This is a genomic window from Rhodococcus sp. I2R, assembly GCF_020889545.1.
In the GTDB taxonomy this organism is placed as follows: domain Bacteria; phylum Actinomycetota; class Actinomycetes; order Mycobacteriales; family Mycobacteriaceae; genus Rhodococcoides.
The window spans coordinates 57,894-71,932 of record NZ_JAHUTG010000019.1; the positions used below are offsets into that span (position 1 = coordinate 57,894).

Consider the following 14,039-nt stretch of genomic DNA (forward strand, 5'->3'; position numbering starts at 1 on the left):
TGTTCGGCGAAGGCACGGCTCCTGCTCGATGTGTTGTTCATAATAGCCTTAAGGCCAATATGGCTAGCATTAACGGGGAAATCACCCAAAAACGAGACAGGCGGTATCCTTCACGCGATGGTATCGACCGAAGCCGGCGCGCAGCCGGACCCGAACGCCCGGACTGCGGACGTCCCGACCTCGGAGCGCGCCGAATCCGGCGAGCCGCGATCGAGGTCGAAGCGGCCGGGTGGTCGTAGTGCGCGCGTCCAGGAGCAGGTGCTCAGTGCCACCCTCGCTCTGCTGACCGAGCGCGAGATCGAGACCATTTCGGTCGCCGACATCGCAGCTCGCGCGAACGTGGCCGAGACGACGGTCTACCGCCGTTGGGGTAGTCGTACCGGGGTGGTCAGCGAAGCGGTGATGAAGCTGGCCTCGGCCAACAATCCGCCCCCGCGGACCGGGAGTCTGGCCGAGGATCTCACGGTGCTCGCAAAACAGGTGGCGATGCTGATCTCCCGGCCCGAGGTCCGTCGGCTGTTGCGCGCCGTGTACGCCCTTTCGGGCGACCCCGAGATCGACGAGGCGCGCACAGCGTTCTACGCTGCGCGATTCGAACTCGCCCGAGACATCGTCGAGCAGGCGCAGCAGCGCAGCGAGATCGGCACCGATATCGATTCCGATGATGTCATCGAAAGTCTGGTTGCACCAATGTATTTCCGACTTCTCGTCAGTGGCCGCGAGGTCACCGACGAGTTCGTCGAGCGGTGCGTTCGCGACACCCTGCTGCTTTTCACTGGCGAGTAGCTGCGCCGCTCGTCAGCTGAGGTCTGGGGCGCTCAGTCCGAGATGCTCGATGTGATAGACGGCCTCGTCCAGAAGCATCGCAACGTGGTTGTCGTAGAGGCTGTAGATGACGCTTCGCCCTGACCGGGTGCCCGTCACGAGGCCCATTGCGCGCAGCAGCCGGAGTTGATGGGACACCGCTGACTGTTCCATCTCTACGGCGTCGGCGAGGTCGTTGACACCGCTGGGACCCTGGCGCAATTGCGTGAGAATGCGAAGCCGGCTCGGTGTTGCCAGGGCCTGAAGCGTAGCGGCGACGGTCGCCGCGGAGTCTGCGTCGAGTTGCGCCGGCGGCGTGGTGCGTCCGTCGACCGTGTGTCCCATGCGACAACTATAACCAATGTACACATGTATAGCTCTTCATGTAATCATGTACAGATGACGACCGTACTTCCGCAGACGCTCCCCGGACGGACCGGCGGCAGCGACAGAACCACGTTGCTCGCCGTACCGGAGGTTCGCTGGGCGTCCGCGGCGACCGCGCTGTTCGTCCTCGGGTTGCTGGTCCAGCTCTCACCCGCCCCGACCTGGATGTACTGGACCCTCTACCTGGCGTGCTACATCACCGGAGGTTGGGAGCCTGCGCTCGAGGGCATTCGCGCTCTGCGAAACAGGGCACTCGACGTCGACCTCCTGATGATCGTCGCTGCAATCGGCGCCGCAGCAATCGGGCAGATCTTCGACGGTGCTCTGCTCATCGTCATCTTCGCGACATCCGGAGCCCTCGAGGCGGTACTGACGAAGCGCACCTCCGACTCGATTCGCAGCCTCCTCGATCTCACCCCGGAGACCGCCGTAATTGTCGCGGAGAACGGCGACGAGCACCAGGTCGATGCCACCTCGCTGCGCCCCGGTGACGTGGTTCTCGTGCGTCCAGGCGAGCGCATCGCGGGAGAGGGGACTGTCGTCGAAGGCCACAGCGACGTCGACCAGGCCTCGATAACCGGGGAGCCGATTCCGGTCTACCGAAGCGTCGGCGACGAGGTGTTCGCGGGCACCATCAACGGCACCGGGGCGTTGCGGGTGCGGATCGACGTCGACCCGTCGAACACCGTTCTCGCCCGCATCGTCGCGACGGTCGAGCACGCCTCGGCCACCAAGGCCAAGAAGCAGCTGTTCATCGACAAGGTCGAGCAGTACTACTCCAAGACCATCGTCGGTGCCACCGCGGCGATCTTCGGGATTCCGATGGCGTTCGGGAGCGAACTGCAATCGGCGCTGCTGCGGGCGATGACGTTCATGATCGTCGCCTCGCCCTGCGCCGTCGTGCTCGCGACGATGCCTCCGCTGCTCGCCGCGATGGCCACTGCGGGCAGGCACGGAGTCCTGGTGAAATCGGCAGTGGTGATGGAGCAATTGCGTCGGACATCGGTGGTCGCGTTCGACAAGACCGGCACGCTGACCGAGGGCGTCCCGCACGTCGAGCGGATCGTCGCGTTCGGCACCCGAGACGAAAGCGAGGTGCTCCGACTCGCCGCGGCCGTCGAGCACGGCAGCGAGCATCCGATCGGTGCGGCCATCGCCCACGCCGCGCGCAGGCGCGAACTGAACGTCCCGACTGCCTCGGACTTCGAGTCCGCACCCGGCTCGGGTGTGCGGGCCCGCATCGAAGGACACATGGTGGCCGTCGCCAAGCCGACCGCGCGCGAAAAAGATCAGCACGCGATCATCGAGACGCTCGAGTCCGCCGCAATGACGGTGGTCGTTGTCACCATCGCAGACGAAGTCGCGGGACTGATCGGGCTGGTCGATACGATTCGAGTCGATGCCGCACGGGCCGTCGCCGAGCTGGAAACCGTCACCGGCAACAGAACCGTCCTACTCACCGGCGACAATTCTCGGGCCGCGCACGCGGTGGCGAGAGAGACGGGCATCGTCGACGTCCGGGCCGGGCTGCTGCCGCACGAGAAGGCGAGCGCGGTGAGCGAGATGGACGAACACGTGCTCCTCGTCGGCGACGGCGTCAATGATGCCCCGGCACTGGCCGCAGCGGATACCGGATTCGCGATGGGCCGAAAGGGCTCGGATCTGGCGCTCGACACCGCCGACGCAGTGCTGATTCGCGATGATCTCGGCGGCATCGCGTCTGTGATCGAGCTCTCCCGCCGCGCCCACCGAATCGTGGTGGCCAACCTCGTCATCGCAGCCACGTTCATACTCGTGCTGGTCACGTGGGACCTCCTCGGACACCTCCCACTGCCCATCGGCGTGGCCGGGCACGAAAGTTCGACGGTGCTCGTTGCGTTGAACGGGATGCGGCTGCTCTCCTCGCGGGCGTGGCGACCAGGGGACGATTGCGCGAGGCCGTGACGGGGCATGCAACCGGGATGACACAACTACTTTTCGCTGTGACAGCCGCTGACCACTGGACACTGAAGGATGGATCGAAGCATCCGACGGGATTCTGGGCGGAGGAACTCGTCGAATCGCACCGCACGTTCATCGAAGCCGGATTCGACGTCGTCGTCGCCACCCCGGGCGGCACAGCGCCGGTCGTCGACGAGGGATCGCTCTCCGTCGACGCGAACGGAGGCGACGAAGCGAAAGTCGCCGACCAGAAGGAGTACCTCGCCTCGATCGAGTCGACTCTGCAGAAGCCCCTGGCACTCGAGGAGCAGAAGGCTGCCGACTTCGACGCCATCTTCGTTCCGGGAGGGCACGGGCCGATGGAGGATCTCGCGGTGTCCAGCCAGTTCGGTGCCTTGGTCTCGGACTTCCTCGACGGCGGCAAGCTGGTGTCGACGGTGTGCCACGCACCGGCCGCCTTGCTCCCCGCGAGGCGATCGAACGGAGCGTGGGCGTTCGACGGCTACGAGCTGACAGGCTTCACCGACGAGGAGGAGACCCAGGCGGGCCTTGCCGATGTCGCGCCCTGGCTGCTCGAAACCCGGCTGCGCGAATCGGGTGCGAAGTTCTCGAGTGGCGCGGCATGGGGACCGCACATCGTCGTCGATCGCAACCTCTACACAGGGCAGAACCCAGCATCGACGAAGCCACTCGCGGACCGGGTCGCATCAGCCCTGTCCTGACCGGTTTCGCCCGCAACGCCGGCCAGTCAGAATCTTCGCCTCAGCCGCATGCGAAGGGGCCGGCCGTCGGGATCGATGAACTTTCGGTACACCACAGCAGCCATCCGCTGCTGCCACTGAGGCGGCACGACGATGTTGTGTTGCCTCAGTCTGCCGGGTGGTCGCGGCGCGGCGCCCGGCGCCCGATGCCACTCGTCGAGCCGCGTCACACTGGCCCGGACCGCATCGAAGAACGATGCCGGGTCGATCAGGTCGTCGTCCTCGCCCTCCGCGCGCCCGAGGTGCTCGCGGGCAAGTTCGAGTCGAAGTTCACGGGCGAAGACTCGCGCGCCGTCGCCGAGACCACCCGGATCGGCGGGGGCGCGCTCGTCGCGTTGTTCGTCGACGATGGCCGCGGTCAGTTCTGAATCATGTGTCCACGAGCGACGGTTGAAGTTGTCGGAACCGACTGCTGCCCAGACGTCGTCGACGATGCACACCTTCGAGTGCACGTACACCGGAATGCCGCGGTCGTTCTCGAGGTCCAGCACGAGCACGCGGTCCTCGCCGGCGTCACGAATGACGTCCAACGCGGCCGAGTGGCCGAGCAGCGCCGGCGGAATCGTGATGGGGCTGTCGTCGTCGAGATACTTCGGCACCACGACGATCAGCCGCAGATCCGGCGAGCGCCGCAGAGCAGCCGCGAACACCCGAGCAACATCCACCGACCAGAGATACTGGTCCTCGACGTAAATGAGGCGACGGGCACGGCGCAGCGCCTTCGCGTACGCCCTGGCGGCACTGAACTCACCCTTCGTCGCGAAGGGGTAGGCCGGATGCCGTCGGGGGTAGGTGCGCAGCAGTTGTACCGCGCAGGTCCCTGCATTCGCCGGGTCGGCGCCCTGCGGCGGTATCGGAGTGCGCTCGGACGAGACTCCGCGGAGCACATCGGAGAGCACATGCCACGGCAGCCGCGAGAGCGCCGCCGGGTCGTCCCAGCGTTCCCGAAACACGTCCTCGACGTCGCGGACGGCCGGGCCTTCGATCTGGACCTGCATATCGTGCCACGCCGGGGTCTCGCCGTACTCGGGCGGAAACGGTCGGCTCACGGGATCACCGAAATGGTTGGCGTCGTCGCGCCGCGCACGCGCGAGATCGATGCCGCCGACGAACGCCAGATCGGTTTTCGTATCGTCTCGATAGCGGACGACGACGAACTTCTGGTGATGGCTGCCCAAGGTCAAGACACGTTGATCGAGGATCGCCTCGCCCCCGGCATCCTCGAGCCGCTGGGCCAGCTTGCGATTCTTGGGGCCCGTGTATCCGAGCGTCTTGATGTGCGAGCGCCACACCATGCCTTTGACCGTCGCGCCGCGCGTGGCGGCATCGGTGAGGGCGTCCTCGACCGTGACTCCGTCGGTGAGGTACTGCTCGGGGTCGCCGCGCCAATCGGTGAACAGGACGAGATCGCCGTCACCGGCCGACCGAACCGCGCGTTCGAGTGCCTCGAAGTACGGTTTGCCGTGCACCAGGGGAGTGACCCGGTTGTTCTCGGTCCACGCCGAAATGCGGGTGTCCGGGTTTCCGCGCTCCTCGGCGCTGAGAAACCACCCGTGGGCAGAGTCGAAAGTCAGGGCCTGCTCGTTCAGCGAGTCGATGGTGCGGCCGAGCCTGCGCGCGACGTCGTCGACTGTTCGGCGTAGACGCTGCAGTATCACGCTTGGAAATACTGTCAGAGAGTTCGGTTCGGCGTGCCACGAGGCTCCCGTTCAGCGGCGCGAACACGCTGCCCGGATGAGGTCAGTTTCTTGTCGTGCGCTATACCTGGGTGATGAAGGTTACAGGCAAGGTTGCCGTGGTCACCGGTGGAGGCGGGGGGATCGGCGGAGCGCTTGCCGAACGCCTCGTCGCGCAGGGCGCCCGAGTGGTGGTGTCGGATCTGAATCCGACGTCGGCCTCGGAGGTCGTCACGCGCATCGACGCGACCAGTCCCGGCGCGGCCGTCTCGCTCGGTGGGGATGCGTCGAAAAGCGAGGACATCTCCGCGCTCATCGCGCTCGCCGAGGACACGTACGGGCCGGTCGATCTCTTTTTCGCCAACGCGGGCATCAGCGGGGCGCCCGGGCTCGAAGCATCCGAAGCCGACTGGGATCTCTCGATCGAGGTCAATCTCCGCGCACATATCAGGGCGGCGCAGCAGTTGGTTCCCAAGTGGCTCGAACGGGGCGAGGGCTACTTCGTCAGTACCGCCTCCGCCGCCGGTCTGCTCACTCAGATCGGCTCGGCCACCTACGCGACCACCAAGCACGCGGCCGTCGGCTTCAGCGAGTGGCTCAATGTCACCTACGGCGACAGGGGAATCAGGGTCAGCTGCCTGTGCCCGATGGGAGTGAACACCAAGCTGCTCTATGCGGGCCAGGAATCGGGGAGCGCCCTGGGCGCAGCCGCGACCAAGGCGGTGCTCTCCGCGGGAGACGTACTCGAACCCGCCGACGTCGCCGAGATCGTGCTCGCGGCGATGGACGCCGAACAGTTCCTCATCCTGCCGCACGCGAACGTTCTGGACATGTACCGAAACAAGGGTGCGGATTACGACCGGTGGCTGCGCGGTATGCGCCGCTACCAGAAAGCCCTTCTGGGCGAATCGAACTGAGGAGAGAAATCACGTGTCGTTCTTCGAAACAACCGACCGCGGCAAGAAGTATCAGGCCGATCTGCTCGAGTTCATGGACTCGCACATCTATCCAGCGGAGTCGGTGTACGAGGAGCAGATGCGTGAGCTGGGTGATCCGCACGGTCAACCCCAGATCATCGAGGATCTGAAGAAGGAAGCCAAGTCTCGCGGGTTGTGGAACCTATTCCACCCGCACCCCGAGTGGGGCCCGGGGTTGACGAACCTCGAATACGCCCCACTCGCGGAGATCATGGGACGCAGTCACATTGCCTCGGAAGCGTGCAACTGCGCCGCTCCCGACACCGGGAACATGGAAGTGTTCACGCTCTTCGGCACCGATGAGCACAAGGAAAAGTATCTGAAGCCGCTGTTGGACGGCACCATTCGTTCTGCGTTTGCGATGACCGAACCCGGTGTCGCGAGTTCGGATGCGACGAACGTCGAGATGAGCATGGTGCGTGACGGCGACGACTACGTGCTCAACGGTCGCAAGTGGTGGACCTCGAACGCGATGCACCAGAACTGCAAGGTGCTCATCGTGATGGGCAAGACCGATCCGGACGCGGCGACGCACAAGCAGCAATCGATGCTGGTCGTCCCGATCGACGCACCCGGTGTGACGATTCTGCGCAATCTGCCGGTGTTCGGCTACATCGATCGCGAAGGCCACGCCGAGGTGCTCTTCGAGGACGTTCGCGTGCCGTCGAAGGACGTGCTGAAGGGGCCGGGTGAAGGCTTCGCCATCAGCCAGGCGCGGCTCGGGCCCGGACGAATCCACCACGCGATGCGGACGATCGGTGTCGCCGAGCGGGCACTGGAACTGATGTGTCGTCGAGCGGTTGCTCGCACCACCTTCGGCAAGCCGATCGCGACCCGGTCCAACATTCAGGACTGGATCGCCGAGGCTCGCATCGATATCGAGAAGACACGTCTTCTCACCCTCAAGGCTGCCTACCTGATGGACACGGTCGGCAACGAGGAGGCGCGCACCGAGATCGCCGCGATCAAGGTCGCGGCCCCCGAAATGGCACTGAAGGTGATCGACCGCGCGATCCAGGTGCACGGCGGCGGCGGAGTGAGCAACGACTTCCCGCTGGCGATGATGTACGCCCACATCCGCACGCTCAGGCTCGCAGACGGGCCGGACGAGGTGCACAAGATGGCGATCGCGAAGATGGAGCTCAAGAAGTACCTCTAGGCGGCTTCGCCGCATGTGAGTGAAAATACATAGTGGGACAAGTACTTCCACTCACATGCGCGCAGCGCCTACAGGTGAATCACCCCACGCATGTTCTTGCCGTCTCGCAGATCCTGATAACCCTCGTTGACCTGCTCGAGCGTGTAGGTGTTGGTGATCAGCTCGTCGAGCTTGAGCTGGCCGGCATCGTAGAGCCGCAGTAGGCGCACGATGTCGTACTGCGGATTGGCCGAACCGAACAGTGTGCCCTTGATCGTCTTCTGATTGAGCGTCAGATCGGTGCCGGAGACATGCACCGTCAGCGCCTCGGGATCTGCGAGACCGGTGATGACGACGGTTCCGCCCTTGCCGATCGCGGCGGTAGCTGCCTGCACCACACCTTCGTCGACGGTTCCGACGAGGATCAGCGCCTGATCCGCGCCCTGTCCCCACGTCAGCTCGGTCAACTTCTCCTGCGCGGACTCGTAGTCAGCGAAGGCATGTGTCGCACCGAATTTGAGCGCCTGATTTCGCTTGAACTCCAACGGATCGACGACGAGAACGTGCTTCGCGCCGGCGTGCACGGCGCCCTGGACGGCGTTGATGCCGAGGCCGCCGATGCCGTAGATGATCACCGAATCACCGGCCCGCACCCCTCCTGCATACACGGAGGTACCCCATCCGGACGGGACGCCGCAGCCGACGAGAACCGCTGTCTCGAGAGGCAGCCAGTCGTCGATCTTGACGACGGAATGCTGCGAAATCGTCGCGCGTTCGGCGAACGTGCCGAGCATGCACATGGCGCCGAACTCGGTCCCCTTGTCGTCGCGACGCCGGAACGAGCCGTCGGGCATGCAGCCCTCGAGAATTGTTGCGCCCATGTCGCACAGGTTCTGTCGACCCGTAGAACAGTAGCGACAGGTGCCGCAGTTGGGAATGAACGAACAGACGACGTGGTCCCCGGGCGCGACCTTGGTGACGCCGGGGCCGACCTCCTCGATGATGCCCGAGCCCTCGTGTCCACCGACGATCGGGAATCGGGGTGGCAGATCGCCGTCGAGAAGATGGAGATCGGAGTGGCACAGGCCGGCGGCGACGTATTTGATCAATACCTCGCCCGGGCCGGGGCCGTCGAGTTCGAGCTCGAGGATCTCGAACGGCTTGTGTGCCTCGAAGAGAACTGCTGCTTTTGTCTTCATCGCGTCCCTATCTTGATGTATTGCTGTATCGAGATGTATGCATCGATAGTGACGCGGGTCACGTGTGTGGAGTGTTCAGATACTGGACGTTCTAACCCTGGATGCTCAACTGCTTCATCCGCTTGTAGAGAGTCGTCCGGCTGATGCCCAGACTGTCCGCAGTTGCGGCCTTGTTGCCGCCGCACCGGGCAAGCTCGTGCACGATGGCGTCGCGCATCGCTGCGTCGAGAGCAGTCAAGGACCGCGCGGTGCACCGGCTACCGGGTCGAACGAGATCGTGCTCGGTGATATCGCCGACCGACCGTCGCGCAGCCGCGTCGGTGACCTCACGTCGGAGCTCGCCGATGTTGCCGGGCCAGTCGTGATCGATCAGTGCGCTCATCGCGCCCGCGGTGAAGTGTGCGCGGGCCCCGAGCTCGGCCATCATCGCGCGAACCAGATCGGGAATCTCGTGTCGACGTGACCTCAGCGGTGACAGTTCGACGGTGTCGGCGCACAGCGACAGCAGACGGCGATGCTCCGGCTCGGTGGAATCGCGCGTCGAACCCGATAGCGCGAACCATCCCTGTGCCGATTCGAGCAGTTCGAACAGCCGATGTGCGACGGGGCCGTCCGTCAGATGCACGTTCTCCACCACGACGTCGCCTCCGGCGCCCACCGCGTCCTCGACCGCCGTCAGCCACGCGGCGGGCGTGGTAGTGACGAGGTCCGCGGCGTCGAACCACCGCGGCACGCGGGCCGCAGTCAACCTGGCCAAGGTGGTGGACTTGCCGGTCCCTGGCTCGCCGAGCACGCACAGTGGCTTCGCCGAGGGGACCGCCGTCGCCGCCGGGCGAACCGGGCGGTGCCGAACGTCGATCTCGATGACGACCCCTGCGCCGGAAACCGGCCGCTCCCACCGGACGGTCACCAGGACGCCCGAGTTCAACGCGAGCGAGTCGACGACGCCGCTGCGGCGCACCGCGTCGTCGGTGAGTGATCGCAGTGCGGCATGGTCGACGGCATCGACGAGCTGCGCGGCGCTGGTGTTCTCGAGCAGCAGCTCGTCCGCGATCGCGACGACGGGGGCGCCGCGGCGCCTGGCCGATGCGTGCTGAAACGCATGGAAGAGCCGCTGTTCACCGCTGCGGGTCTCCGCGAGCAGCCGACCCTGGATGTCCTGGGCCGATTGGGCGAGTATCGGCAGAAGCAGCGGATTGTCCTCGCGGGCCGAGAAGGTGATGTCGAGGACGCCTTCGATGCGCTTGGTGACAGGGTGGATCAGCGGGTAGCCGTAGCAACTGAACTGCTTCATCGACTCGATGTAGTGCTCGTCGCCGCGTACCGCCAACGGTGTGCGCAGTTCGAAGGTGGTGGCGATGGAATTGGTGCCCGACGCCTCCTCGGTGAACGAGCGACCGACGACCGCGCCGACACCGAATACGATGTCCCGTAGCTCGCGGGTGCCGAAGCGCAGGTCGACGAGTCGCGCATCCCGGTCGGCCAGCAGCACGCAGTACCCGGAACCGTCGAGAACGTTTTCCATGCGATCGAGAACGGGGTTCGCGGCGGCGAGCAGACGGCTTCGACGGTCGACGTCGCGCAGGCTCGCCGACTCCAACGTATGCGCCGGCTCGAGACCGCTCGACGCAGAGCGCTGCCACGACCGAGCGATCTGTTCACGCACCACGCTGTGCTCCTCGAGTCCGAAAATTCCCCCGGCTCGAATCCAGGTTATCGAGCCATCGTTTCCTTCGTGGGGGAAGGCGCTTCGCGCATGTGAGTGGAAGTACATAGCGGGCTATGTACTTCCACTCACATGCGGCGGAGCCGCTACCTCAGGTGGTGGACCTCCTGCAGCCCGTAGACGGGGGTGTCGATGCCCTCGTAGCGGGCCTTGATCTGCAGCGCGAGGTAGAGCGAGTAGTGCCGCGACTGGTGCAGGTTGCCGCCGTGGAACCACAGGTTCTCCTGCTGCGTCGGCTTCCACATGTTGCGTTGCTCGCCTTCCCACGGACCAGGATCCTTCGTGGTGTCCGAGCCGAGGCCCCAGCACTTGCCGACCTTGTCTGCGGTCTCCTGGTCGATCAGATCCGCCACCCACCCGTTCATCGAGCCGTAGCCGGTGGCGTAGACGATGAGGTCGGCCGGTAGCTCGGTCCCGTCCTCGAGTACGACGCCTGTCTTGCTGATCCGGGACACCTGGCCGCCGACCAGTTTGATCTTGCCCTCGGCCACGAGTTCGGATGCACCGACATCGATGTAGTAGCCCGAACCGCGCCGCAGGTACTTCATGAACAGGCCGCTGCCGTCGTCACCGAAGTCGTGCTGGAATCCGGCCTTCTCGAGCCGGTCGTAGAAGTCCTTGTCCTTCTCGGCGATCTGCTGGTAAACGGGAATCTGGAACTCGTGCATGATGCGGTACGGCAGCGAGGCGAACGTCAGGTCGGCTTTCGCCGTCGTCATGCCGGATTCCACGGCCCGCTCGGAGTAGAGATCGCCGAGTGCGATCTCGCACAGCGAATCGGACTTGACGATGTGCGTGGAGGATCGCTGCAGCATCGTCACATCGACGCCGGTTTCGTAGAGGGCCTTGCAGATGTCGTGCGCGGAGTTGTTGGAGCCGACGACGACGACCTTCTTGCCGACATAGGCGTCGGGACCCGGGTGCTCGCTCGAATGGTGCTGCTCGCCCTCGAACTCGTCCATTCCGGGGAAGTTCGGCACGTTCTTCTTGCCGGACATTCCGGTGGCCATCACCAGCTGCTTCGGACGGAGGATCACTTCCTCGCCGTCACGGTCGAGGACGACGGTCCACTCCTGCGCGTCCTCGTCGTAGGTAGCGGACCTTGCTGTGGTGCGGGTCCAGTAGGGAACCTCCATGACCTTGGTGTACATCTCGAGCCAGTCGCCGATCTTGTCCTTCGGCGCGAACACCGGCCAGTTCGGCGGGAACGGCAGGTAGGGGAGATGGTCGTACCAGACGGGGTCGTGCAGGCACAGTGACTTGTACCGCCCGCGCCACTGATCGCCGGGGCGGTTACCGCGGTCGACGACGATCGCCGGTACCCCGAGTTGGCGGAAGCGTGCTCCCAGCGCGATCCCGCCCTGACCGCCGCCGACGATCAACGCGTACGGCTGGACGGTGTAGCCGAGTTCTTTCTCCTCCATCTCACGCTTCTCCGCCCAGTTCTGGGTGTCGGCGTTGGAGCCGTGCACTGCGCCCTGGATGCGGGTGGCGCCTTGGCGTTCCTCGTGTCCCTTGAGCTCCTGCATCGTGGTCAACAAGGTCCACGCCTGATCGTCCTTCAACCGCAGATGGCCTTTTCCGCGGCTGGTGGCGGTCTCGAACTCGATCCATGCCGACGTGACACCGTCGGCTTCGTCGGGCGTCTCGGTGGTGCGGAAGCCGGACGGGTCGGTCTCGTCGAGACGCTCGCCGAGCATGTCCTTGATGCCGTCGCGGCCCTCGACGGTCTTGAGGTTCCACGTGAAGGTGACCAGGTCGCGCCAAAAGCTGTCGACGGCGAACTTGGCGGCGACGCGGTCGAGGTCGCGGGCAGCGAGCGCTGCCTCGAAGTCCGCCAACCATGCATCGACGCGTTCCTGTGGGGTCTGGAATTTCGCGGCTGCCGCCGGTTCCATGGTCTGGGTCATGCCTACTCCCTCGTCGTTCGTGTACGTGTTCTGTGACCCAGCACACTCCTTCTCGTCTGCTGGGTCGAGAGTTGCAGTGGGTTGCACGTGACGTGGCTCACGCCGGATTGGATGCCTGAAGACCTAGCACCGTTTTTGCCGAGCTCGCATATGCGCTATGACCTGAACCGATGTGCAGGGTCGGCAAAAACGGTGCTAGGTCCGCGGGCGGCTATGTACCGAGAGCCGGAGACAGCTTCCTCATGCCGAGCGACTGAAAGCCGATGACGTAGATCAGCGTCCAGAGCACGAGCCAGTCGACGAAGCCGAGAGCGTTGCCGTGCACGCCGGTAGCCACCTCGGGCTCGTGCAGGATGTGTTCCGCGGCGAAGTGGTAGTAGAAGAGGAAAGTGCCCACCGCCAGCGCGAAGGTGAGCGCCGCGCGGATCGACGGGCTGAACCTGTTCCCGAACCCATGAGCCCAGAAAATCATCCAGAACGCCCAGCACACGCCGATCTGCGCCGGGAACTGATTGATGACGCTGCCCAACTCCGAGGTTGCCGTCGATCCGAGGAGCACCTTCGCGAAAGGAACCATCAGGAAGTAGATGGCGGTCCCGAGAAGAACGTTCCCGACGGTCGCAGCGAGTGCGGTCCGGCCGCCACCGCCGAACAGTTTCCACGGCCAATTGTCGAGCGTCTGGCCGGTGAGGATAACGGCGACGACCATCGAATAGAACCAGCCGAGCACCGTGTCGACAGTCATCAGCGGATCGGTCGCCGAGAGCGAGACGGACGGTAGACCGAACACGAAGTACAGGGCCAGCGTCGGGACGGCGACGAACGCGATCTCGCACAGTCCGATCAACGGCTGCTTCATCCCCAGTGCGGTCCATGGCCAGTGTTGCCAGTTCAGAACGACCATCACCCATGTCGCGAACCCGAACAGGACGAAGAGTGCGCCGGCGAAGTAGCCGAGTCCGCCTTCGCGGGAGCCGGCGAAGTCCGGAAACAGTGAGCCGAGTCCGCTGCCGAGAAGCCATGTGACCGCAACCGCGAAAATGCCCGTCGTTACCAGAATGGTGATCCCGCGCAGTGGTTGGGCGAGCTTGTCGAAACCTGCGAATTCGCAGTTGAATCCGATGAAGACGATGAACAGGATCGCCCAGAAGAGCGCTGCGTTGAAGGGGAGCGGATAGAAGCTCCACGGACTGGTTGTGGGATCGGCGAGGAGATACCACGTGGCGAGCGAAATCGTCACGACGACGGCGAGATTCGCCGCGCCGAAGGCGAACCAGTGGCCTTTCGCCGCTCGGCCGGGTGCGGTTGTCTGTCGGGCGGGAGTGGAGCCCGCGGAATGACTATCTGGATCGCGTTCGACGCCTGCTGTTGTGGTCATGATCGGCTCTCCTGGGGCAGCGGGGATTGGGCGCTGTAACTATGAGCTGGATCACAAACGCGACATCAGGGTTGCGGGGGGTTGCATTTGGCCCGCGATGCAACGCCCTGCAACCCTGGCGCCCTGTGCCTCAGGTCACATA

Annotated in this window: 11 protein-coding genes; 5 read left to right on the forward strand and 6 right to left on the reverse strand. The window is 64.7% G+C overall.

The window, feature by feature from the left end:
• The first annotated feature begins 117 nt into the window (after positions 1-117).
• Positions 118-786: a TetR/AcrR family transcriptional regulator gene (locus tag KVY23_RS18525; protein WP_230557748.1), complete on the forward strand. Its 669-nt coding sequence runs from the start codon at positions 118-120 to the stop codon at positions 784-786.
• 12 nt (positions 787-798) lie between these two features.
• On the opposite strand, the gene KVY23_RS18530 is transcribed toward KVY23_RS18525, so the two are convergent.
• Positions 799-1,149, reverse strand: a complete 351-nt coding sequence (locus KVY23_RS18530; RefSeq protein WP_075838013.1) for a metalloregulator ArsR/SmtB family transcription factor — start codon at positions 1,147-1,149, stop codon at positions 799-801.
• 54 nt (positions 1,150-1,203) lie between these two features.
• Here KVY23_RS18530 and KVY23_RS18535 point away from each other — a divergent pair, with 54 nt between their 5' ends.
• Both KVY23_RS18535 and KVY23_RS18540 read left to right on the forward strand, forming a co-directional pair.
• A complete protein-coding gene (locus KVY23_RS18535; RefSeq protein ID WP_230557749.1) occupies positions 1,204-3,135 on the forward strand; it encodes a heavy metal translocating P-type ATPase in 1,932 nt (643 codons plus the stop codon).
• A 17-nt stretch (positions 3,136-3,152) separates the two neighbouring features.
• Entirely contained in the window at positions 3,153-3,854 is a 702-nt protein-coding gene (locus tag KVY23_RS18540) for a type 1 glutamine amidotransferase domain-containing protein (protein ID WP_230557750.1), read from the forward strand.
• Between the two features lie 26 nt (positions 3,855-3,880).
• Here the strand turns inward: KVY23_RS18540 and KVY23_RS18545 are convergent, their stop codons facing one another.
• Positions 3,881-5,551, reverse strand: coding sequence for a phospholipase D family protein (locus tag KVY23_RS18545; protein WP_230557751.1), 1,671 nt, complete (start codon positions 5,549-5,551; stop codon positions 3,881-3,883).
• 113 nt (positions 5,552-5,664) lie between these two features.
• Between KVY23_RS18545 and KVY23_RS18550 the strand changes: the two genes are divergently transcribed.
• Both KVY23_RS18550 and KVY23_RS18555 read left to right on the forward strand, forming a co-directional pair.
• Positions 5,665-6,486: an SDR family oxidoreductase gene (locus tag KVY23_RS18550; RefSeq protein ID WP_075838012.1), complete on the forward strand. Its 822-nt coding sequence runs from the start codon at positions 5,665-5,667 to the stop codon at positions 6,484-6,486.
• Between the two features lie 73 nt (positions 6,487-6,559).
• Positions 6,560-7,705 carry an acyl-CoA dehydrogenase family protein gene (locus KVY23_RS18555; protein ID WP_374108743.1) on the forward strand — a complete coding sequence of 382 codons (1,146 nt, stop codon included), beginning with the start codon at positions 6,560-6,562 and terminating at the stop codon, positions 7,703-7,705.
• A 68-nt stretch (positions 7,706-7,773) separates the two neighbouring features.
• Here KVY23_RS18555 and KVY23_RS18560 read toward each other — a convergent pair whose 3' ends face one another.
• The 4 genes from KVY23_RS18560 to KVY23_RS18575 form a co-directional block, all read right to left on the reverse strand.
• Positions 7,774-8,883 (reverse strand): NDMA-dependent alcohol dehydrogenase, encoded by a 1,110-nt coding sequence (locus tag KVY23_RS18560; protein ID WP_075838010.1) that lies wholly within the window; start codon positions 8,881-8,883, stop codon positions 7,774-7,776.
• Positions 8,884-8,974: 91 nt separating this feature from the next.
• Complete coding sequence (locus KVY23_RS25160) at positions 8,975-10,549, reverse strand: helix-turn-helix domain-containing protein (protein ID WP_230557753.1); 1,575 nt, start codon at positions 10,547-10,549, stop codon at positions 8,975-8,977.
• 146 nt (positions 10,550-10,695) lie between these two features.
• Positions 10,696-12,519, reverse strand: a complete 1,824-nt coding sequence (locus KVY23_RS18570) for an NAD(P)/FAD-dependent oxidoreductase (protein WP_230557754.1) — start codon at positions 12,517-12,519, stop codon at positions 10,696-10,698.
• Between the two features lie 211 nt (positions 12,520-12,730).
• Positions 12,731-13,897, reverse strand: coding sequence for a hypothetical protein (locus KVY23_RS18575; protein WP_230557755.1), 1,167 nt, complete (start codon positions 13,895-13,897; stop codon positions 12,731-12,733).
• Positions 13,898-14,039 lie beyond the last annotated feature (142 nt).

Excerpts from the sequence above, each read along its gene's own strand:
- KVY23_RS18535 (WP_230557749.1), top strand. The coding sequence starts at position 1,204 with ATGACGACCGTACTTCCGCAGACGCTCCCCGGACGGACCGGCGGCAGC.
- KVY23_RS18550 (WP_075838012.1), top strand. The coding sequence starts at position 5,665 with ATGAAGGTTACAGGCAAGGTTGCCGTGGTCACCGGTGGAGGCGGGGGG.
- KVY23_RS18575 (WP_230557755.1), bottom strand. The coding sequence starts at position 13,897 with ATGACCACAACAGCAGGCGTCGAACGCGATCCAGATAGTCATTCCGCG.
- KVY23_RS18525 (WP_230557748.1), top strand. The coding sequence starts at position 118 with ATGGTATCGACCGAAGCCGGCGCGCAGCCGGACCCGAACGCCCGGACT.
- KVY23_RS18570 (WP_230557754.1), bottom strand. The coding sequence starts at position 12,519 with ATGACCCAGACCATGGAACCGGCGGCAGCCGCGAAATTCCAGACCCCA.
- KVY23_RS18530 (WP_075838013.1), bottom strand. The coding sequence starts at position 1,149 with ATGGGACACACGGTCGACGGACGCACCACGCCGCCGGCGCAACTCGAC.
- KVY23_RS18555 (WP_374108743.1), top strand. The coding sequence starts at position 6,560 with ATGGACTCGCACATCTATCCAGCGGAGTCGGTGTACGAGGAGCAGATG.
- KVY23_RS18540 (WP_230557750.1), top strand. The coding sequence starts at position 3,153 with ATGACACAACTACTTTTCGCTGTGACAGCCGCTGACCACTGGACACTG.
- KVY23_RS18560 (WP_075838010.1), bottom strand. The coding sequence starts at position 8,883 with ATGAAGACAAAAGCAGCAGTTCTCTTCGAGGCACACAAGCCGTTCGAG.